The sequence below is a fragment of the Noviherbaspirillum saxi genome (assembly GCF_003591035.1).
GTDB lineage: Bacteria > Pseudomonadota > Gammaproteobacteria > Burkholderiales > Burkholderiaceae_D > Noviherbaspirillum > Noviherbaspirillum saxi.
The window spans coordinates 105938-126701 of sequence record NZ_QYUO01000001.1 but is presented as its reverse complement, the minus strand read 5'-3'; the positions used below and the strand labels follow the sequence as shown (position 1 = coordinate 126701).

The following is a 20764-nucleotide window of genomic DNA, read 5'->3' as shown; positions in this document are numbered from 1 at the left end:
TACTTACTTTCGGTCGGCAGATTGCCAGAAATCGTAAAAATTGAACCATTGAAAAGGGGTCCGCAAGCAAAAGTGTTCCAATCGTGCGGCATAGTCCTGTACTAGCGGAATAAACGCCTGCTCGCGGTCCTTGCGCGGCAGGCAGATACTGTCGCGCAGCTTTTCGAAATGGATTTCCGAACGCTGTCCGATCCGCATCGAAAACAGCATGTAAACCGGACATTGCAGCAGGCTTGCGAGCACATAAGGCCCGATCGGAAACGATGCCCGGTCACCCAGAAACATGGCGTCGCAGGTGCGCGAACCTGGCGTCACCGGCACCCGGTCGCCGGCAATCACGACAAATTCGCCGCGCGCCACACGCTCGCTGAGCAGCATCGCAGTGGCCGGCGACAGTTCGGTGACCTGCAGCAGATTGAGTTGGCTGTCGGGGTCGAGCTGCGCAAGCAGCTGGTTGAACTTTTGTGCATGCTTGGTATGTACCAGTACGGTGAGCTTCATCCCGGCGCGACGGCGCGCCATGACCCGGCATAACTCCAGGTTACCGAAATGCGAACAGATCAGAAGCCCGCCGCGCTTGGCCGCAATGTCGTCTTCCAGCTGTTGCTCTCCGAAAAAGCTGATGTTTTCAACGCCGACGAGCTTGCCCCACAGTAGCATCTTGTCGAGGATGCATTCGGCAAAGGCAGCAAAATGACGCATGACGTTCGTGATACCCGCCTGTACATGCGGCTGGCCTCCGAACCGGGATACCCGTCGTAAATAGCCCGACGACGCACGGCGCGCCAGCGGTTTGGTCATGACATACCACGCAAGTACCGGATACAACACCATCCGGAACGGCCAGCGCCCAAATGTGCGGCAAATCCAGAAGAGCAGCCGCATGCCGGTGACGAAGCTGACTTCGTTGATCTGTGCCCAATGCCGCGATCCGCCAGTCTCGTAACGGCCGCTCATGCCTTGCCCCACTTCCGCGCGAGCAGCCGAGGCGCACGTATGAGCATGCCAAAGAACAGCGTCGCGTGCATGCGCGATATGAGAACGTTGTCGCGCCACAGACGGAAATGCGATACGCCGTCGGCAGGGTAGCCAACCCTGGTGCCGAGATTGACGACCCGTATTCCTTCCCAGAACAAACGGACCAGCACTTCGGTATCGAAGTCCATGCGCGCGCCGATGCGCTGCCGCTTTGCCAGCGCCAGAACCGGTTTGAGGGGGTACACCCGAAAGCCGCACATCGAATCCTTGATCTGCAGCGACAAGGTATTGATCCATACCCAGACATGCGTCAGGTAGCGGGCGTACAGGCGTAACGCCGGAACCGATTCATCATATTGTGGATAGCCGACGATGAGAGCGTCCTGCTGGTTTCTTGCCTGTTCCAGAAATCTCGGAACGTCGGCGATGCAATGCTGGCCGTCGGCATCGATCTGCAGTGCATGAGAAAACCCCATGTCGGCAGCCTTGCGCATGCCGGTAATGACTGCATCGCCCTTGCCGCGGTTGATGGTGTGGCAAACCAGCGTGACCTCTGATGGCGACTGCGCGGCGATGCGGTTGAGTACCTGCGCACATGCCACGCTGCTGCCATCATCGATCAGGATGCAATGCACGCCGCTGGCACGCACGGCTTGTGTTACTGCGTCGATCGCGTGTTCATGGTTATAGACGGGAATCACAACACAGGGATTAAACATCGGCCGCTCCAAACATCAGTCGGCCACTTGCATGTACGCCCGCATCTGAAAAATATTTGAACGTCACGCTGCTCTTGGCTGCGTCATGCATCATCTCAAGCGAAAACGGTCTTTCGGGCCGGATCACTTGCTGAAATTTAAGTGCATGGATTCCCTTGAAAAGCGGCGGCAGGTCGAAGCATTGTCGTGCCAAGCCTTGAGCCCATTCGACCTGCGCCACACCCGGCAGGATCGGAACGCCGGCGAAATGCCCATCGAAATAGAGTAAATCGCGTGGCGCCGTCATCGCGATCAGCACACGCTGCGTATCACGCTCAAGATACGACATGCGCGGCATTACCGGCCTGGCCGCGGCCGACAGGTCCTCAAGCAGCGCCATTAGTTCGCCGTGCGTGGTCTTGCCTTGCGCATTGATCGGCAGCGCATCCAGATAGCGCCAGCTGCGGGGCAGGGCGATTCTTTCGATCGCCTGGGCCAAATGCCGGCGCAGCATGTCATTCAATGCCGGCTTGCCCGTACGGGAAAGTAATGTGCTTCCGTCCTCTGTCAAGACGATAAACGCTGCCAGGCGTTGGCGTTTTCCATCGACGACCAGCACGCGCGCATCGGCGACCCATTCTGTTTCCTTTAGGCGCAATTCAATCAAGTCGAGCGAAATGCGCTTTTCTTCGATCTTGACGATGCGGTCGGCGCGGCCCTGCAGGAAAAAGCGGCTATCACTGACCATGTTTGCACGGTCGGCGGTACGGAACCACGTGTTATCGGGCAAATGCGACGAGCGCACTTCCAGCGCGTCATATTCACTGGCGATACGTGCATCGACTTCGGGCAGCAATTGCCAGCTTTCGTCACCGCCGCGCTGCTTCCTCTGTCGCCATCCAATGCCCCCGGTCTCGGAACTGCCGTAGATTTCGATGGGGGCTGCCCCAAGCATGTCGACCGTTGTGTAGGCAACCTCTTCGGGCAAGGGACCGCCTGAAGAAAAAATGGTGCAAATGCGATGACTCGCGGCGGCCCACGCCGGACTTTCTGGCAAGCGTTTCAGGTGTGCAGGACTGGAGATCAGAATGCAGTCACGTGTCGATGTGAGTTGCAACAGCTCTTCCGGATACGCGCGACTACGGGCATGAATGCCACGTTCGGATGCCAGTGGCCACAACACTTTGAACAGCAATCCGTAGATATGCTGGTGCGACACGGTCGCAACCACTTCCTTGACCTTGGCAACGGAGCCGAATTGCCTTTCAAGCGTCGCAACCTCGCAGGCAAGTTGCGACAGCTTTTTGGGAATCGCCTGCGGTAGGCCCGTACTGCCCGAGGTATACACCACTAGTGCAGGAAAGTCGGGCTGCAACGGCGTGAATCGAAAATCTTCGGCGGCCGATCGTAGTGACTGCGGGCCATGTCGATCAGATAAATCCGGTGAAATGGGCGCGCATTCGGCTGGAAAATCACCGAGATAGCCTTGCACCGCGGGCCGCAATGACGCGCAGGTCGCCGGAAGAGTATCCGACGGCAGATAGATGGTTTTTCCTGCGTGCCAGGCGCCAAACAAGGCGGCAGCGAATTCGATGCTGTCGTTGGCATATAGCGCAAAGTTGCTGCCGGACGTACCGAGCAATAACGTATGCCACAAACTGACGCGGCCAAGAAATTCCGCAAATCCGATTTTGTCGTCTTCGCGCCATCCAATACAGCTGTCCAGCGAGCGGCCGGCGCTGAGCAGGTTCAGTATGTCGATGAAGTCAGACATTGTGACGCCGTTTGAAACGCAAGCGAACCAGATACTCGCCAGCAAAAAGCAGTCCCATCAGCACATAGGCAATCACACCGTTGTAGAGAGACCAGGTTGCCGGCGACGCCCACACCGCGGTCAGCAGCGCGATACTCCCGTTAACCAGAAAGAACAGACACCATACCTGTGTCACGCGCCTGGTATAGGCCACAGCGATGCTCGGCAAGTCAGGCTCTTTGATGCGGGCGATGCGCTCGATGAAGGTTGGCGGCATGGCAAGACTGTAGGCGAACATGCCGAGCATGACCGCGTTGACCAATACCGGATACAACTTCAATGGCATCCAGCCGTTGCTCATCACCGCGCCCGTTCCCAGCGCCAGCGCACCGGCGAGCCACCACCATGCAGCCCTGCCGATCTTCATGGTCGCCACGCGTATCGATGCCGCCAGCACCAGCAAGGCGGCGAACAGCCGTGGCTCCACTGTACCGTGACCAAGCCATACCGCTAGCGGATATACAAGTGTGATAGCGACCGGCAACGCGGTCAGGATGAAGCGATTAATGAATTACTCCCGGCTCATTGCAAATCTACTCCGCCAGGAGGTCGTGCAAGGCCTTGACGACGTCGTCGACGGTGCGAACCGTCTTGAAGACCTCGGGCTGCAACCGCTTGCCAGTCAATTCCTTTGCCTTGACGGCCAGGTCGACCGCATCGATGCTGTCGATGTCCAGGTCATTGTAAAGATTGGCTTGCGGCGTGATCTCCGCTTTATCGATTTCAAACATATCGTGCAAGGTGTCCACGATCCAGCTGTAAATCTCTTCCTTGCTCATCACGGTGGCGGCGGTCATTTCCGTTTACTCCTACTTTGTTCTATGGCTGGCGATCATCAGGCTCAGGGCGCGAACCGATTTGAAATGGCGACGGGTTTCCTCCGAGTCGGCAGACAAGGAAATGCCGTAACGTTTTTGCAATGCGACACCGAGCTCCAGCGCGTCGATCGAGTCAAGTCCAAGCCCCTCGACAAACAGGGGGGCGTCGGTATCGATGTCTTCCGGGCGAATATCTTCGAGTTGAAGGGATTGGATGATTGTTGTTTTGACTTCGTCTTCAAGCGACTGCATGGCCTTTGTTTTCCTCGACAAAAAAATGCTGCAAATATTCGGTCAGCCGGCGAGCTGCAATTGCTTCGTTATCCGCTGCAGCGATAAAGGGATGAATCGGGATATCGTCCCGTACTTCAATCGTCAGTTGTACGCGGCGTGCGGGCACTTTCCACCACTTGTCTTCCTTGCCCAATGTCGAAGGCGTGCACCGGATCAGCACCGGCGTGACATCGATATTGCCGCGTACTGCGATATTCGCCGCGCCGCGCTTGAAGCAAATCGATCCGTCACGGCGAGTACGCGTTCCTTCCGGGAACACGATCAAGTTGCTGCCTTGTTGTATGGATTTGATGCACTGCTCTATCAGTTCAGGGCCGCTTGTATTGTTGATGTAACCCGCTGCACGAACCGGTCCATGCGTGACCGGGTTATTCCATAGCTGGTTTTTGACGATGCAATCCGCCTGCTTGACAAAAGACATGAGAAATACCGTGTCGATCAAGGTCGGGTGATTCGCGAGAATCAGCAAGCCGCGGCGTTCTAGTTTTTCCAAGCCTTTGATTTCATAGCGTAGTACCCGCAAGCCGACCATCATGCGGACAAAAGCACGAAATGTCAGGCGAATAACATTGCGGGCTGCGGTTTTACGACGGCTGGCGTTCCATACAAAGATATTCATTGTCGGGAAAACCAGTACCCGCAGGAGCAATCCACCCACGCCAAAAGAGGCAAAACTTATTCCCGTGCCGACGACCCGCCAGTAGCGATTGAAAACCTCAAGCATGCCGGCTCCAGCGCCAGGATTGTTTGGCGGACCGTCGCTCAAGTAAGGAAGATTGAAGTAGATGAAAACGCAAGATTTCCAATCCGCCTGTCAGCAATGACGGTTGGATTGTATCGCTCGCTGGTTCAGACCAAGAGAGCGACATTACATCCTGTAGCGGCGGTTCGATCAGCCATGCCCACGCAAACGGTTGCTCGGCCACGTCTTGGAATTCTGTATATATTCCTGGCAGCGGACAATCATAGACAACGAGCAGGACGGCTTTTTCTCCGTCATTCAACAGACCGCAAGCTTCTACAACCGCATGTTCAACCGAACTCTGCCCCGCACTGAGCGCGATATGGTTCGCTTGGTCGTCACGGACGATGGAAAACATTCCACCGATCGCATTGTGAACTGACAAACCGAATGAGGTGGGGGAGAGCGGCTCGCCGGCTGCCAAATCACTCAGCAGATCCACGGAGCGCGAGACTTCGCCATGCCGAGAGCAGAATATGGTCGGCACGCCAGTCCGCTCCCCCAGGCACGCATAGGCCACTTCCAAAGCCATTTTTCCGAGCATGCCGACGCGTCGCCGTTGCATGACCGCCATCGACTGAAGTTTTGGCTTGCCGCTGCCTTCGGTCGTGCCGCCATGCTGCGCCCATGCCAGCCATGCTTCCCGCGTTTCTATACCCGGCGCCCATGCAGCGTCCGAAGTAATTGAAAAATGTACGGATGAAGAACGCATGGCGGGATAGGTGGCGATATTGCTAATTGTTAGATTATAACTGGTTGATATATGGCAAAAGTCATGCCGAAATGCAATCATGATGCAAATTGCAATTACATCGCAGCATTTGCCATCGAATTGTTGTTTTCTGGAAATTTTTTAGTCTTCATGCTTCCGCAATCGCTGAAACGAGCGAGGTCCTCAATATCTTCAGAGCGCGCGTCCGAATTCAAGGATGCCGATTTTGACTGCCTTTCTACTCTACTTGCCCAATAACAAGCTATAGTTCGCTCCCATAGATTTCATGAGCCCGCCCATGTCATGCGAGGGGACGGCAAGAAATTTCTTTCTTATCCCTTATTTATTGATGAGGAGCTATCCCATAGATATGGGGTTGTGCGTCGTTCCCGCTTGAAATAGGCGATTTGCAAAGCGACGGTATCGAAGGCGCGTCTTTCTCGGTCAGTTGACGTGTTCTCTCTTTGTATGACCTTTGGAGTAATTGGCGTCCTGCATCGTGGTGCTTATTCTTAATGCTAGAAAAAGCGCATGCCAACTGGCCGGAAAGATCTTTCTATAGAGTATTTTAAAGTTGTCTATCGTAGTTTTACGGTAGCCGGGAAGCGGGATTCTAGTGGGCAATTGTTTGACGCTCGCTGCGGAAAACACTTATAATCCCGTGGTTTCACAAAACGCACCACCTTGAAACACCGCGGCCCGTAGCGGGTGTCGGAACGATCTTCGACCCCACGGATTGCACGATTCGGACTCATATGCTGCACGTCGTCCTCCTGCAATTTGCAACTACGGTTATCGCCGGACTGATTGCCGGCTGGCTGGGCGGAGTGCATGCGCTGGTGTCGGCGCTTCTGGGGGGACTGTGCTGTGTGGTGCCAAACGGCTTGTTCGCTTTGCGGCTGTTTGTCAACGCGCGAAAGCCTGGCGCTGTCAATCCGATGACTTTTTTCATCGGCGAATTTATCAAAATTGCATTGACTCTCGCATCATTGGGTGCGGTGGTCTGGCTGTACCACGATTTGAACTGGCTGGCGCTGATCGCCGCTTTCATCGTGGCGCTGAAAAGTTACATCATCTTATTATTTAGGCACTGACATGGCATCTACCAACGAAGCGGCAGCACACGCGCCAACGGCGTCAGAATACATCGTCCACCACCTCGGACATCTCACCAACCACCACCAGGAAAAGATAGTCGATTTCTCGATCATCAACATGGACACCGTGTTCTGGTCCATTTTCGTCGGCATCCTTGGCTGTTTCCTGATGTGGCGTGCTGCACGCCACGCAACTGCCGGTGTGCCGGGACGATTCCAGGCGTTCGTCGAAATGCTCGTCGAATTGGTCGAAGATCAATCGAAGTCCATTGTCCATGGCAAGCGCGACTTCATCGCACCGCTGGCCTTGACCGTCTTCGTCTGGGTCGCGCTGATGAACTCTCTGGACTTCCTGCCGGTTGACCTGTTTTCGAGCATCTTCCGTCTGTTCGGGATCGATATCCATCACCGCGTCGTTCCAACCGCCGACCTCAACGGCGCGCTCGGCATGTCGATCGGCGTTCTGGCACTGGTTCTCTATTACAACGTCAAGATCAAAGGTCTGGGCGGCTGGGTGCATGAACTGTTTGCCGCACCGTTCGGCATCTGGCTCGCACCATTCAATCTTTTGCTGAATTTCATCGAATACATCGCCCGCACCGTGTCGCTGGGTATGCGACTCTGGGGCAACATGTACGCAGGCGAACTGGTGTTCCTGCTGATCGCGCTGCTGGGTTCGACCGCGACCGTGTTTGGCTTCTTCGGTCATGTGGTTGCCGGCTCGATCTGGGCGATCTTCCACATCCTGATCGTGTTCCTGCAAGCATTCATTTTCATGATGCTGACCCTGATTTACATCGGTCAGGCGCATGAAGCCCACTAATCTGGGCCAGTAAAGAATCGAAAGATAGGTAGTACGTAACGAAGTAGGTTTTTGGGTATTTTGCTTTTTAATTTTTAACTTTAACTTTTTGAAGGAATTCAAATGACTGATATCTCTTTTGTTGCTCTGGCTTGCGGTCTGATCATTGGCCTGGGTGCTATCGGCGCTTGTATCGGTATCGCGATCATGGGCGGCAAGTACCTCGAAGCATCCGCTCGTCAGCCTGAACTGATGAACACCCTGCAAGCCAAGATGTTCGTTCTGGCTGGTCTGATCGACGCTGCGTTCCTGATCGGTGTTGGTATCGCGATGTTGTTTGCTTTCGCGAACCCGTTCATCGCTAAGTAATCCGGCGACATAGGGTGTCGTTGACACCCGCCGATTTCCAGCCGCCGGACCTGTCCCAGGTTCGGCTCTCGTTATTCTGAGAAGGAAAAACACCGTGAACTTAAATGCAACCCTGATTGCACAGTTCGTGGTCTTCTTCATCTTGGCGATGTTCACAATGAAGTTCGTGTGGCCGCCCCTGATGAAAGTGCTCGACGAGCGCGCCGAGAAGATCTCGAATGGTCTGGCTGCCGCTGACCGTGGCAAGGCAGAGATGGCTGCCGCGGAAAAGCGCGCGCAGGCTGAACTGGCTACCGCCCGTGATGAAGGCCAGAAGCGCATTAACGACGCTGAAAAGCGGGCGCATGCAATTATCGAAGAAGCCAAGAAAACCGCATCCGACGAAGCAGCGCGCATTCTTGCTGCTGCTAAAGCCGATGCCGAACAGCAAGTCACACGTGCACGCGAAGAGCTGCGCGGCCAAGTCGCGGTCCTTGCGGTCAGCGGCGCCGAGCATATCCTCAAGCGTGAGGTAAACGCAGCGGCACATGCCGATCTGCTGAACCAACTCAAGACTGAACTGTAATCATGGCCGAACTCGCAACGATTGCTCGTCCTTACGCAGAAGCACTGTTCCGTGTTGCCAAATCCGGCAATCTCGCCGCCTGGTCCGACCTCGTGTCGGAAATGGCAGCGGTTGCCGCTCTTCCCGACGTCAAGTCTTTTGCCGGTAATCCGAAACTTACGGATACGCAGGTCGTCGATACCTTTCTGTCGCTGCTGAAGTCCAGCGTCAGCGCCGAAGCGAAAAACTTCGTCGCGATGCTGGTCGAAAACGGCCGCCTGACCCTGTTGCCGGAAATCGGCACACAGTTCCATGCATTGAAAAATGCAGCGGAAGGCGCGGCAGATGCGGAAATCACGAGCGCGTTCGAGTTGACCGATGCGCAAGTGAAAGATTTGATCGCGACGCTGGAAAAGAAATTTGGCCGCAAGCTCAATCCGTCCGTCAAAGTGGATAGCGCACTGATCGGCGGCGTACGTGTGGCAGTAGGCGACGAAGTGCTCGACACTTCCGTGCGCGCGAAGCTGCAGAAAATGTACGTCGCCCTGGCATCGTGATTGGCTGCTTCTGACCCCTGGCGCAAGCCAGGCAGAGTGAAAAATATTAGGAGTTAACATGCAACTCAACCCGTCTGAAATCAGCGAACTGATCAAGAGCCGGATTCAAGGCCTTGGCGATTCCGCTGAGATTCGCAACCAGGGCACGGTCATTTCCGTGACCGACGGTATCTGCCGCATCCACGGTCTCTCCGACGCGATGCAAGGCGAGATGCTGGAATTCCCGGGTAACACCTTCGGTCTCGCGCTCAACCTCGAGCGTGATTCCGTCGGCTCCGTTATCCTGGGCGACTACGAACACATTTCCGAAGGCGATACCGTCAAGTGCACGGGCCGCATCCTGGAAGTGCCGATCGGCCCGGAACTGCGCGGCCGCGTCGTCAACGCACTGGGCCAGCCGATCGACGGCAAGGGCCCGATCAACACCACGCTGACTGCCCCGATCGAAAAGATCGCTCCGGGCGTTATCGCACGTCAATCCGTTTCCCAGCCGCTGCAAACCGGCCTGAAGGCGATCGACGCGATGGTGCCAATCGGCCGCGGCCAGCGCGAGCTGATCATCGGCGACCGTCAAACTGGTAAGTCTGCTGTTGCGGTTGATACCATCATCAATCAAAAAGGCCAGGACGTGACATGTATCTATGTCGCGATCGGCCAGAAGGCATCGACCATCAAGAACATCGTGCGCGCGCTGGAACAGAATGGCGCCCTCGAGTACACCATCGTCGTTGCCGCTTCCGCTTCCGAATCCGCCGCGATGCAGTACGTGTCGGCCTACTCCGGTTGCGCCATGGGCGAATACTTCCGTGACCGTGGTCAAGATGCGCTGATCGTGTATGACGATCTGTCCAAGCAGGCTGTCGCTTACCGTCAGGTGTCGCTGCTGCTGCGCCGTCCGCCAGGCCGTGAAGCTTATCCGGGCGACGTGTTCTACCTGCACAGCCGTCTGCTCGAGCGCGCTGCTCGCGTGAACCCCGACTATGTCGAAGCGTTCACCAAGGGCGAAGTCAAGGGCCAGACCGGTTCGCTGACCGCGCTGCCGATCATCGAAACCCAGGCCGGCGACGTTTCCGCGTTCGTTCCGACCAACGTGATTTCGATTACCGACGGCCAGATCTTCCTGGAGACTTCGCTGTTCAACGCCGGTATCCGTCCCGCGATCAACGCCGGTATTTCGGTGTCCCGCGTCGGTGGCGCAGCGCAGACCAAGGTTATCAAGGGCTTGTCCGGCGGTATTCGTACCGACCTGGCGCAGTACCGGGAACTCGCCGCATTTGCGCAGTTTGCTTCCGACCTCGACGAAGCGACCCGCAAGCAGCTCGACCGCGGTGCACGCGTGACCGAACTGCTGAAGCAGCCGCAATACTCGCCGCTGCCGATTTCGCTGATGGCCGTATCGCTGTTCGCAGTGAATAAGGGCTACTTCGACAATATCGAAGTGAAGCGCGTGCTGGCATTCGAATCCGGCCTGCACAACTTCATGAAGAACAGCCACGGCGCCCTGCTGCAGAAGATTGAAGACACCAAGGCACTCGACAAGGACGGTGAAGCTGCACTGGCCGCCGCGATCGCCGACTTCAAGAAAACATTCTGAGCCATTGGAGCTTTAGGCTAAAGGAGTAAGTACTCATGGCTGCAGGTAAAGAGATACGCGGCAAGATCAAGAGCGTAGAAAATACGAAGAAGATCACCAAGGCGATGGAAATGGTCGCCGCATCCAAAATGCGCAAGGCGCAGGAGCGGATGCGGTCGGCCCGTCCCTACAGTGACAAGATTCGTAATATCGCCGCTCACTTGTCGCAGGCCAACCCCGAGTACACACATCCGTTCCTGGTCAAGCAGGACACGGCAAAGACGGTGGGCATCATCGTCGTCACGACCGACAAGGGTCTGTGCGGCGGTATGAACACCAACGTGCTGCGTCTGTTGACCAACAAGGTGCGTGAACTCGAAGGTCAGGGCAAGAAAGTTGAAGCAGTTGCGATCGGTAACAAGGGCTTCGGCTTCCTCAACCGCATCGGCGCCAAGGTCGTGTCACATGCAGTCCAGCTCGGCGACACGCCGCACCTGGAAAAGCTGATTGGCCCGGTCAAGGTGCTGCTGGATGCGTACCAGGAAGGCAAGCTCGACGCGGTTTACGTTTGCTATACCAAGTTCATCAACACGATGCGCCAGGAGCCGATGATGGATCAGCTCTTGCCATTGTCGTCCGAGCGGATGGAAGTGGATAAGTCGTCCCATGCATGGGATTACATCTACGAACCGGACGCGCAGACCGTTATCGATGAATTGCTGGTGCGCTACGTCGAAGCGCTGATCTACCAGGCTGTTGCCGAGAACATGGCGTCCGAGCAATCGGCGCGCATGGTCGCGATGAAATCCGCTTCGGACAACGCAGGTAACGTGATTGGCGAACTGAAGCTGGTCTACAACAAGACCCGTCAAGCTGCGATTACCAAGGAACTGTCCGAGATCGTCGCCGGTGCGGCTGCGGTTTAACGAAACGAATCTAATTAAATATTGAAGGAACGAAAATGGCTGAAGGCAAAATCGTTCAGTGTATCGGCGCCGTTGTTGACGTGGAATTTCCGCGCAACGCCATGCCCAAGGTGTATGACGCCTTGAAAATGGCAGGTTCCGAGCTGACTCTCGAAGTGCAGCAGCAGCTTGGCGACGGCATCGTCCGTACCATTGCGCTGGGCTCTTCCGACGGTCTGCGTCGCGGCATGACCATACAGAACACCGGCGCCCCGATCATGGTACCGGTCGGTCCCGCTACCCTGGGCCGCATCATGGACGTGCTGGGCAATCCTATCGACGAGCGTGGTCCGGTATCTTCCGAGCGCACCGCATCGATTCACCGCAAGGCACCTGCATACGATGAACTGGCGCCGTCGCAGGAACTGCTGGAAACAGGCATCAAGGTTATTGACCTGGTCTGCCCGTTCGCCAAGGGCGGTAAGGTCGGTCTGTTCGGCGGTGCAGGTGTGGGCAAGACCGTGAACATGATGGAACTGATCAACAACATCGCGAAGGCGCACTCGGGTCTGTCCGTGTTTGCCGGCGTGGGCGAACGTACTCGTGAAGGTAACGACTTCTATCACGAAATGGCGGACTCCAAGGTCGTCGACCTCGACAACCTGGCGAACTCCAAGGTCGCGATGGTGTACGGTCAGATGAACGAACCGCCGGGCAACCGTCTGCGCGTCGCGCTGACCGGTCTGACCATTGCGGAATCCTTCCGTGACGAAGGCCGTGACGTGTTGTTCTTCGTCGATAACATCTACCGTTACACTCTGGCCGGTACCGAAGTGTCCGCGCTGCTGGGCCGTATGCCGTCCGCGGTGGGTTACCAGCCGACGCTGGCCGAAGAAATGGGCCGCCTGCAAGAGCGTATTACCTCGACCAAGACCGGTTCGATCACTTCGATCCAGGCCGTGTACGTCCCTGCGGATGACTTGACCGACCCGTCGCCGGCGACCACGTTCGCGCACTTGGACTCCACCGTCGTTCTGTCGCGTGACATCGCTGCGCTGGGTATCTATCCCGCGGTTGACCCGCTCGATTCGACTTCGCGTCAGCTGGACCCGAACGTCGTCGGTCAGGAACACTACGAGACCGCACGCGCCGTTCAGGGCACGCTGCAGCGCTACAAGGAATTGCGCGACATTATCGCGATTCTGGGCATGGACGAACTGGCACCGGAAGACAAGTTGGTCGTGGCACGCGCTCGTAAGATGCAGCGTTTCCTGTCCCAGCCGTTCCACGTCGCTGAAGTGTTTACCGGCTCGCCAGGCAAGTACGTTTCGCTGAAAGACACGATCAAGGGCTTCAAGATGATCGCTTCCGGCGAACTCGATCACCTGCCGGAACAAGCGTTCTACATGGTCGGCACGATCGAAGAAGCAATCGAAAAAGCCAAGAAGATCCAGTAATACGGTTGAGCTTTTCCTGTTGAAGGATGACCGGCAAGGTGGGAGCTTGGATAGGGAACGGGTGAGTTTTTTCATCAATCACCCATTCCTATTCAGCGTCTTCTCCTCGTCGGATGCCCTTCAAAGGGAGGGAGCGAACCGGGGTAAGCGCAGTTTGCTTATCCGGGATCTTCGGACGAACATATAAGGTTCTAACATGGCAAACACTATTCACGTAGACGTCGTCTCGGCCGAAGAAGAAATCTTCTCCGGTCCGGCTGAATTCGTCGCGTTGCCGGGAGAAGCGGGCGAATTGGGTATCTACCCGATGCACACGCCGCTGATCACGCGCATCAGGCCGGGTGCGGTGCGCATCAAGGTGCCGGGCCAGGCGGAAGATGAATTTGTCTTCGTCGCGGGCGGCATTCTCGAAGTGCAGCCGAACGGCGTCACCGTGCTGGCCGATACCGCGATTCGCGGTGCCGACCTGGACGAGGCGAAGGCGGCCGAGGCGAAGAAGCTGGCGGAAGAAGCGTTGACGAACAAGGATTCATCGATCGATTATGCGAAGGCACAGGCTGAACTGGCTGCTGCGGTCGCACAATTGGCAGCAATTCAAAAGCTGCGTCAAAAACGTTAATCCGGTACAGCAGTACAATGAAAAGGCAGCTTCGGCTGCCTTTTTGTTTTTCCGGCATACCGAGCGGTATGAATTCGTGTAATGGCTGCAGCACTTTTATGGCGAGCGACAATGGACGATGAACAAGCCCTGATACGCCAACGTCTGGCCGATGCAACGACGATTGCCATCGTCGGACTATCCGCCCATCCCGAGCGTCCCAGCCATGGCGTTGCCCGTTACCTGCAGCGGCAAGGATATCGCGTCATCCCGGTGAATCCCGCCTATGCCGGCTCGGACATTCTAGGCGAGGTCTGCTACCACAGCTTGGACGAGGCGGCCGCCGCCCTCAAGTCCGGGCACAAATCGATTGATATCGTCGATCTTTTCCGCAAGTCGGCCGAAGTCGGCGCGGCGATCGATGACGCGATTGCGATCGGCGCCCCCTGTGTCTGGTTGCAGCTTGGCATACACCACGCCGCGGCAATCGAGCGCGCCAAAGGTGCAGGCATGCTCGTGGTCACCGACAAATGCATCAAGATCGAACACATGCAGCTGTTTTCATAATGGAGATGCGATGAGTACAGCCCAACAGTTCCGCAAATCAAAGAAGCTGAAAATCGAAGACAAGGCAGCGGCCGCGACACCGCTCGGGTCAGGCGACAAGCAGGCCGACAAGGTCCGGGTCGACGAACTCGCGCAGCGCATCGCCGAGCTGCAGGATATCCTTTACGCCGCGCGCAACCCCAAGTTGCTGGTGATCCTGCAAGGCATGGATACATCCGGCAAGGATGGCACCGTCAAGGGCGTGTTCGGCCGCATCGATCCGCTCGGTATCCGCACCGTCGCCTTCAAGGCGCCGACGCTGGCGGAAAAGGAACATGATTACCTGTGGCGGATTCATCAACAGGTGCCCGGCCAGGGCGAGCTGGTCATCTTCAACCGCAGCCATTACGAAGATGTGCTGGTAACCCGCGTGCATGACTGGATCGATGCGGACGAATGCAGGCGGCGCTGTGCGCAGATCCGGGATTTCGAACGCATGCTTGCCGAAACCGGCACGACGATTCTGAAATTCTTCCTCCATATCTCGAAGAATGAACAACGCGAGCGGTTGCAGGCCCGCGTCGACGATCCCGACAAGCACTGGAAGTTCGACCCGAAAGACCTGGAAGAACGCGTCTATTGGGACAGTTATCAGGAGGCGTATCAGCAAGCGATTGAAGCGACCGACGCCGACCATGCGCCTTGGTACCTGATTCCAGCCGACTCCAAAACGCACCGCAACCTTGCGATCGCGTCGGTCGTGGTCGAGACCCTGGAAGCGCTCAAGCTTTCCTATCCGCCGCCCAATCCCAAGCTGACCGGTCTGAAGATCGCCTGAAGGCCGGATCGGCATCGACTTCTATCGCAATGCGCCACTATCTGCCCGAACTGTTAGCCTTTACCATCCTGCCGTTTTTGATTGTGCAAGGCCGGCGTACCCGCCGCCGCACGCCCCGTCTGCCCGAAGCGGGGGGGCCGGTCCAGGGCATCGCCGGTGCAGAACGGGATGGGGCTCCGCTGTCGCTGCTCGCCATTGGCGAGTCTCCGGTGGCCGGGGTCGGCGTCGGTACGCATGAAGATGCGATCACCGGTCAGTTGGCAAGCGCATTGTCTCGCCGCCTGGCGCGTCCTGTGCACTGGCATGCCTGCGGAAAGAATGGCGCGACCGTTGCACAAGGGCTGGAACAACTTGTACCCACCATTCCTGCGGCCAAAGTCGATCTGGTCCTGGTCGCGTTTGGAGTCAACGACACCACGGCGTTCCACTCGCCCACCCGTTGGCGCGCCGACTTGCGCAAACTGCTGATAGCTATCGAAGCGCGCTGTTCCCCGGCCCTCACCATTGTCTCCGGCGTACCGCAGATGGCCCATTTTCCCGCTTTGCCACAACCGTTGCGCCATGTGATGGGAATCAAGGCAAGTACGCTGGATACTGTTGCCCGCGCATTGGTCGCCACCCGGCCGCACACGCTGCATGTGCCGCTGGAACTGAACGTGCGCGACCGCAGCTTGATGGCCTCGGACGGCTATCATCCTTCGGCCGCAGGCTGTACCGCCTGGGCCGCGCTGCTGGCCGAGCGCATCGCCGACCACCGTATATAAGAGATGCCACCAATGCATTGCCATATTACCCGGTAAGCCGATTCCCCTCGGCAAGCCCATTTGGCGTTAGGATGGCAATATCCTTTCGAGAATGCAATGAACCTTCTGATCGATCCCGATTTCTGGGAAACCGCCAGTTTTGTCGTTACCGTATTCGGCTTGCCGTTTGCGATATTTCTTTTTCTATTCGAGCAGCGCAAGGAACGCGATGCCGAAGACGAAGAAGCCTATCAGATGCTGCAAAACGCCTACAGCGACTTCCTGAATATCGTCCTGAACAATCCCGACCTGCAATTGCGCAGTGCGACAATGAGTCAAAACCTGACCGACGAGCAGCGCGAGCGGACCCTGATCATTTACGAAATGCTGATCGCCCTGTTCGAGCGCGCCTATATCGTCTCTTACGAAGACGACTTGAAAGGCGTCGCACTACGGCGCTGGAACTCCTGGGATGACTACATGCGCGAATGGTGCCGGCGGGAAGACTTCTATTACCTGCTGCCGCAGCTGCTGCGCGGCGAAGACCCGGATTTTGCTGCTTATATCCGCGGGGTTGCGGACGAAGAGCATCATGGCGTTCTTGTTGCGCGTTGATAAGTATATGGCACGATCGCCGGATATCGCGGACGTTCGGTGCCATTTGCCGCAGATATTAACTCTGCCTTGCATAACGTAGCGAAAATCCTCCTGGATACGGTACAAGCGCAGCGCTTCGGCGATAATGTCGGCTTACCGAAAGCCCGACCTATGCCATCCACATTCGCTCCCCTCAAAAACGATACCTTCCTGCGCGCATTGCTGCGCCAGCCTACTGATTACACGCCGCTATGGCTCATGCGCCAGGCCGGGCGCTATCTGCCCGAATATTGCGCGACCCGCAAACGCGCCGGCTCCTTCCTCGGCCTGGCAAAAAACCCGGATTACGCGACCGAGGTCACCTTGCAGCCGCTCGACCGTTATGCGCTCGACGCCGCCATCCTGTTCTCGGACATCTTGACCGTACCGGACGCCATGGGTCTGGGGCTGTATTTCGCAGAAGGCGAAGGACCGAAATTCGAACGGCCGTTACGCGACGAAAAAGCCGTGATGGCGCTGCGTACGCCGGAAGACGGCTCGCTGCAATACGTATTCGATGCCGTGACCCAGATCCGTACCGCGCTCAACGGCCGCGTGCCGCTGATCGGCTTTTCCGGCAGTCCCTGGACCCTGGCTTGCTATATGGTCGAGGGCGGTGGCTCGGACGATTTCCGGACCGTCAAAACGATGCTGTATAACCGTCCAGACCTGATGCACCAGATCCTGAAGGTCAATGCCGCCGCGGTTGCTGCTTACCTGAATGCACAAATCGATGCCGGCGCGCAAGCGGTAATGTTGTTCGATACCTGGGGCGGCGTGCTGGCCGACGGCATCTACCAGCAGTTTTCACTGAATTACATGCGCGAAGTGATGCAGCAACTCAAGCGGGAAAAGGATGGCGTAAAAATCCCGGCGATCGTATTCACCAAGGGTGGCGGACTCTGGCTCGAGCAAATTGCCGACATCGGTACCGATGCGGTTGGCCTGGACTGGACCGTGAATCTTGGCCAGGCGCGCGCCCGCGTCGGACAGAAGGTGGCGCTGCAAGGCAATCTCGATCCCAACGTCTTGTTCGCCGGCGCCGATCAGATCCGTACCCAAGTGCACACTCTGCTTACTTCCTATGGCGCGCCGACGGATGGTCATGGCCATGTCTTCAACCTTGGCCATGGAATTTCCCAATTCACGCCGCCGGAATCGGTATCGGTGTTGGTCGATGCGGTCCATGAGTTCAGCCGAGGGCAACGTAGTACGCGCTAATAACTTCAGCCACTCTGTGGACAACTATCGGCGACGAAACACTTCCGGACGGAACGGCTAGTTATTCACATTATTTCCGCTTGTGCAAGGCAATAAGGCCTTGTCTGAAATCCATATTTCACTTGAACAATCGCTTCGTAAGTCGTTGATTTTAAAGGAGCGATTTGTTGCTTTTCAATTTAGCATTCTATTGAAAACCGCATGAAATCAGGCTTGGCGCGCTGTTATAGGCTGCTTGTCCACAAAGTTATCCACAGACTTTGTGGATAGTTAAAAAATTGTTTATAAAACGGGAGCTTAGCCGGTTTCCTTCAGAAACCTGTTAAGTTTTCGTTTGGAACTGAAACCGAAAAATCTTCAGATCTAACGGTTGGTACTAAAAAAAATTTGTATTGCCTGTCAGCACAGTGATGGAAATTCGCTTCCAAACAGCAACTCGATCAGATAAAAATTGCTTCAAATCGGCCTGTATCGACGTACTTATTCACAAAAACCAGGACTGCATAGGCTTGTGCATAGCAATAAAGATTTCTTTTAAAAGGCTTTCTTTCCCTCAAGAGTGAAAATACAAGTCATTGAATATAAAGGAATTATTTTTTGCTTTTCAAACAGGCAATTTGTTGGAAGTCGCATGGGGCTTAGGTTTGCCGGGAGTCAAGTCCCATTTCTCCACAAAGTTATCCACAGGATGTGTGGATAGTTTGAAAAGTCTTTAAGAATCGCGGCTTTAGACGTCTTTTTCAATAATTACATTAAGTACGTGACTGTTCTTTACCTCAATGTTGCCCTCGACACTCCGCTAGCCACCTGTTTTGATTATCGGTGGAACATGGAGCACGAACGACCGCTTCCCGGACAACTTGTGCTGGTCCCATTCTCTCGTCGCGAAGTTGTTGGGGTGATTATCGACGTGCGCGAACATAGCGACGTGCCGCCCGATAAATTGAAGGATGCGCTAGCAATACGCACCCAGTTGGCACCGCTCAATCCTGCATGGCTGGACCTTTGCCGGTTTGCCGCCGATTATTACCAGCGCCCTTTGGGCGAAGTGATGGTGCCAGGCATACCGAAAAACCTGCGCTCGTCCAAGACGGTTTCGCTCGACCGTGCAATGAAAAAGCTCGCCAAGACCGACTTCGCCCATGATCCGACGTCGGCCGATGCACCGGTGCTGAACGCCGCGCAGCGCGAAGCCGCCGAAGCGATCGGAAACGCCGAAGGCTTTGCACCGATTCTGCTTTATGGCGTCACCGGCAGCGGCAAGACCGAGGTTTACCTGCAAGCCGCATCCGACGTGCTTGCGCGCGCGGAACGTTCCGGAACGGTGGCCCAAGTACTGATTCTGGTGCCCGAAATCAATCTCACGCCTCAACTTGAACAGAATGTCCGCACGCGCTTCCCAAACGTGGTCGTCGCAACGCTGCACAGCGGCTTGGCCGAAGGCGAGCGGCTAAGCCATTGGTTGGCCGGCCATTTGGGGCATGCGCGCATCATTCTCGGCACCCGGCTGGCCATTCTGGCGTCGCTGCCACACCTGAAGCTGATCATCATCGACGAAGAGCACGATCCGTCGTACAAACAGCAGGAAGGCTTGCGCTATTCCGCACGCGATCTTGCAGTATGGCGTGCGCGTCAGCTGGCCATTCCCATCGTGCTCGGTTCCGCCACCCCCGCGCTGGAAACCTGGCATCACGCGCAGTCGGGCCGTTACCGCAAGCTGGAATTGCGCGAACGCGCATCGCCGGATGCGGTGTTGCCGAAAATCCGCCTGATCGATATGGAGCGCGACAAACCGGGACAAGGACTGACCTCGACCCTGGTCAGCGCATTGAAGCTGCGCCTGGCCTGCAGCGAGCAATCGCTGCTGTTTCTGAACCGCCGCGGCTACGCGCCGGTACTGGCCTGCGACGCGTGCGGCTGGATCGGCAACTGTTCCCGTTGTACCGCGTTCATGGTCTTGCACAAACCTGAACACCGGATGCGCTGCCACCATTGCAGTCTGGAACAGCGGATTCCCAAGTCCTGTCCGACTTGCGGCAACGTCGATCTGCAACCGCTGGGGCGGGGCACGCAACGGGTGGAAGAGGGCTTGCAACAGGTTTTTCCCGAAGCCCGCATCATGCGCATCGACGCCGATTCGACGCGGCTCAAAGGCAGTGCGCAGCAAGCGTTCGAGCGCGTGCATCAGGGCGAGGTCGATATCCTGATCGGCACCCAGATGGTCGCGAAGGGACATGATTTCCGCAACCTGACCCTGGTTGGCGTGCTCAATCCGGATACCGCCCTGTTCTCACACGATTACCGGGCCAGCGAGCGTCTGTTTGCGCAATTGATGCAGGTGGCCGGCCGGGCCGGCCGGGCAGGGCGCAAAGAAGGCGGCAATGCCAGCGAAGTCTTGATCCAGACCCGGTATCCGCAGCACCCGCTGTTCGGCGCGGTGATGGCGCATGACTATGACCGCTTTGCCGGCGAGTTGCTGGAAGAGCGCAGCCAGGCCGCAGTGCCGCCCTTCATGTTCCAGGCCTTGCTGCGGGCCGAGGCGCGCGAACTCCAGACCGCGCTCGATTTCCTGCAACAGGCGGCCGACTGTCTGCAACATCCCGGCATCACGATCAACGATCCCATTCCTATGACCATGACACGGGTCGCCAACGTTGACCGGGCGCAACTGCTGATCGAGTCGCCATCCCGCCCGGTGCTGCAAGGCTTTCTGAAAGCATGGATGGCCGCGCTGCGCGCAATGAAGCCCCGCGTCAAATGGTCGCTCGAAGTCGATCCCGTCGACATCTGATTTGACTTGGCATCCAGCCCGAGCAGCTGCTC

Annotated in this window: 23 protein-coding genes; 15 read left to right on the top strand and 8 right to left on the bottom strand. The window is 56.7% G+C overall.

Translation table 11 applies throughout. The annotated features are described in order from the left end of the window. Positions 1 to 3 precede the first annotated feature (3 nt). The 8 genes from D3871_RS00690 to D3871_RS00655 all read right to left on the bottom strand — a co-directional run bounded on the left by D3871_RS00690 (position 4) and on the right by D3871_RS00655 (position 6136). Positions 4 to 957 carry an LpxL/LpxP family acyltransferase gene (locus D3871_RS00690; protein ID WP_119767161.1) on the bottom strand — a complete coding sequence of 318 codons (954 nt, stop codon included), beginning with the start codon at positions 955 to 957 and terminating at the stop codon, positions 4 to 6. Next, positions 954 to 1697 (bottom strand): glycosyltransferase family 2 protein, encoded by a 744-nt coding sequence (locus D3871_RS00685; protein WP_119767160.1) that lies wholly within the window; start codon positions 1695 to 1697, stop codon positions 954 to 956. The genes D3871_RS00690 and D3871_RS00685 overlap by 4 nt, the downstream gene beginning before the upstream one ends. After that, positions 1690 to 3450, bottom strand: coding sequence for an ApeI family dehydratase (locus D3871_RS00680; RefSeq protein ID WP_119767159.1), 1761 nt, complete (start codon positions 3448 to 3450; stop codon positions 1690 to 1692). Before D3871_RS00680 ends, D3871_RS00685 begins: the two co-directional genes overlap by 8 nt. Beyond that, the gene (locus D3871_RS00675) at positions 3443 to 3916 is read right to left on the bottom strand and encodes a COG4648 family protein (protein ID WP_233575469.1); all 474 of its coding nucleotides are present in this window, start codon (positions 3914 to 3916) and stop codon (positions 3443 to 3445) included. The genes D3871_RS00680 and D3871_RS00675 overlap by 8 nt, the downstream gene beginning before the upstream one ends. Before the next feature lie 106 nt (positions 3917 to 4022). Further along, positions 4023 to 4286, bottom strand: a complete 264-nt coding sequence (locus D3871_RS00670) for an acyl carrier protein (protein WP_233575468.1) — start codon at positions 4284 to 4286, stop codon at positions 4023 to 4025. Positions 4287 to 4298: 12 nt separating this feature from the next. Beyond that, entirely contained in the window at positions 4299 to 4559 is a 261-nt protein-coding gene (locus D3871_RS00665) for a phosphopantetheine-binding protein (protein WP_119767157.1), read from the bottom strand. Further along, on the bottom strand, positions 4546 to 5325 hold the full coding sequence (locus D3871_RS00660; RefSeq protein WP_119767156.1) for a lysophospholipid acyltransferase family protein: 780 nt from the start codon (positions 5323 to 5325) through the stop codon (positions 4546 to 4548). Before D3871_RS00660 ends, D3871_RS00665 begins: the two co-directional genes overlap by 14 nt. Then, positions 5318 to 6136 (bottom strand): beta-ketoacyl synthase chain length factor, encoded by an 819-nt coding sequence (locus tag D3871_RS00655; RefSeq protein ID WP_233575467.1) that lies wholly within the window; start codon positions 6134 to 6136, stop codon positions 5318 to 5320. Before D3871_RS00655 ends, D3871_RS00660 begins: the two co-directional genes overlap by 8 nt. 674 nt (positions 6137 to 6810) lie before the next feature. Between D3871_RS00655 and D3871_RS00645 the strand changes: the two genes are divergently transcribed. The 15 genes from D3871_RS00645 to D3871_RS00575 all read left to right on the top strand — a co-directional run bounded on the left by D3871_RS00645 (position 6811) and on the right by D3871_RS00575 (position 20732). Further along, on the top strand, positions 6811 to 7149 hold the full coding sequence (locus tag D3871_RS00645) for an ATP synthase subunit I (RefSeq protein WP_119767153.1): 339 nt from the start codon (positions 6811 to 6813) through the stop codon (positions 7147 to 7149). Between the two features lies 1 nt (position 7150). After that, a complete protein-coding gene (atpB, locus tag D3871_RS00640) occupies positions 7151 to 7975 on the top strand; it encodes a F0F1 ATP synthase subunit A (RefSeq protein ID WP_119767152.1) in 825 nt (274 codons plus the stop codon). A gap of 102 nt (positions 7976 to 8077) precedes the next feature. Continuing rightward, positions 8078 to 8323, top strand: a complete 246-nt coding sequence (atpE, locus tag D3871_RS00635) for a F0F1 ATP synthase subunit C (protein ID WP_057288924.1) — start codon at positions 8078 to 8080, stop codon at positions 8321 to 8323. Positions 8324 to 8417: 94 nt separating this feature from the next. Beyond that, a complete protein-coding gene (locus D3871_RS00630; protein WP_119767151.1) occupies positions 8418 to 8888 on the top strand; it encodes a F0F1 ATP synthase subunit B in 471 nt (156 codons plus the stop codon). A gap of 2 nt (positions 8889 to 8890) precedes the next feature. Next, on the top strand, positions 8891 to 9424 hold the full coding sequence (locus D3871_RS00625) for a F0F1 ATP synthase subunit delta (protein WP_119767150.1): 534 nt from the start codon (positions 8891 to 8893) through the stop codon (positions 9422 to 9424). Positions 9425 to 9482: 58 nt separating this feature from the next. Further along, positions 9483 to 11018, top strand: coding sequence for a F0F1 ATP synthase subunit alpha (gene atpA, locus D3871_RS00620; protein WP_119767149.1), 1536 nt, complete (start codon positions 9483 to 9485; stop codon positions 11016 to 11018). 35 nt (positions 11019 to 11053) lie between these two features. Continuing rightward, entirely contained in the window at positions 11054 to 11923 is an 870-nt protein-coding gene (atpG, locus tag D3871_RS00615; RefSeq protein ID WP_119767148.1) for a F0F1 ATP synthase subunit gamma, read from the top strand. 35 nt (positions 11924 to 11958) lie between these two features. Further along, entirely contained in the window at positions 11959 to 13359 is a 1401-nt protein-coding gene (atpD, locus tag D3871_RS00610) for a F0F1 ATP synthase subunit beta (RefSeq protein WP_119767147.1), read from the top strand. A 196-nt stretch (positions 13360 to 13555) separates the two neighbouring features. After that, positions 13556 to 13978: a F0F1 ATP synthase subunit epsilon gene (locus D3871_RS00605; RefSeq protein WP_119767146.1), complete on the top strand. Its 423-nt coding sequence runs from the start codon at positions 13556 to 13558 to the stop codon at positions 13976 to 13978. Positions 13979 to 14089: 111 nt separating this feature from the next. Further along, positions 14090 to 14524: a CoA-binding protein gene (locus D3871_RS00600; protein WP_119767145.1), complete on the top strand. Its 435-nt coding sequence runs from the start codon at positions 14090 to 14092 to the stop codon at positions 14522 to 14524. Positions 14525 to 14534: 10 nt separating this feature from the next. After that, positions 14535 to 15341: a PPK2 family polyphosphate kinase gene (locus D3871_RS00595; protein ID WP_119767144.1), complete on the top strand. Its 807-nt coding sequence runs from the start codon at positions 14535 to 14537 to the stop codon at positions 15339 to 15341. A 29-nt stretch (positions 15342 to 15370) separates the two neighbouring features. After that, positions 15371 to 16105, top strand: coding sequence for an SGNH/GDSL hydrolase family protein (locus tag D3871_RS00590; protein WP_119767143.1), 735 nt, complete (start codon positions 15371 to 15373; stop codon positions 16103 to 16105). Positions 16106 to 16201: 96 nt separating this feature from the next. Further along, complete coding sequence (locus tag D3871_RS00585; RefSeq protein WP_199724707.1) at positions 16202 to 16699, top strand: hypothetical protein; 498 nt, start codon at positions 16202 to 16204, stop codon at positions 16697 to 16699. A 153-nt stretch (positions 16700 to 16852) separates the two neighbouring features. After that, positions 16853 to 17941 carry a uroporphyrinogen decarboxylase gene (gene hemE / locus D3871_RS00580; RefSeq protein WP_119767142.1) on the top strand — a complete coding sequence of 363 codons (1089 nt, stop codon included), beginning with the start codon at positions 16853 to 16855 and terminating at the stop codon, positions 17939 to 17941. Between the two features lie 760 nt (positions 17942 to 18701). Continuing rightward, positions 18702 to 20732: a primosomal protein N' gene (locus tag D3871_RS00575; RefSeq protein WP_274381680.1), complete on the top strand. Its 2031-nt coding sequence runs from the start codon at positions 18702 to 18704 to the stop codon at positions 20730 to 20732. Positions 20733 to 20764: the final 32 nt, after the last annotated feature.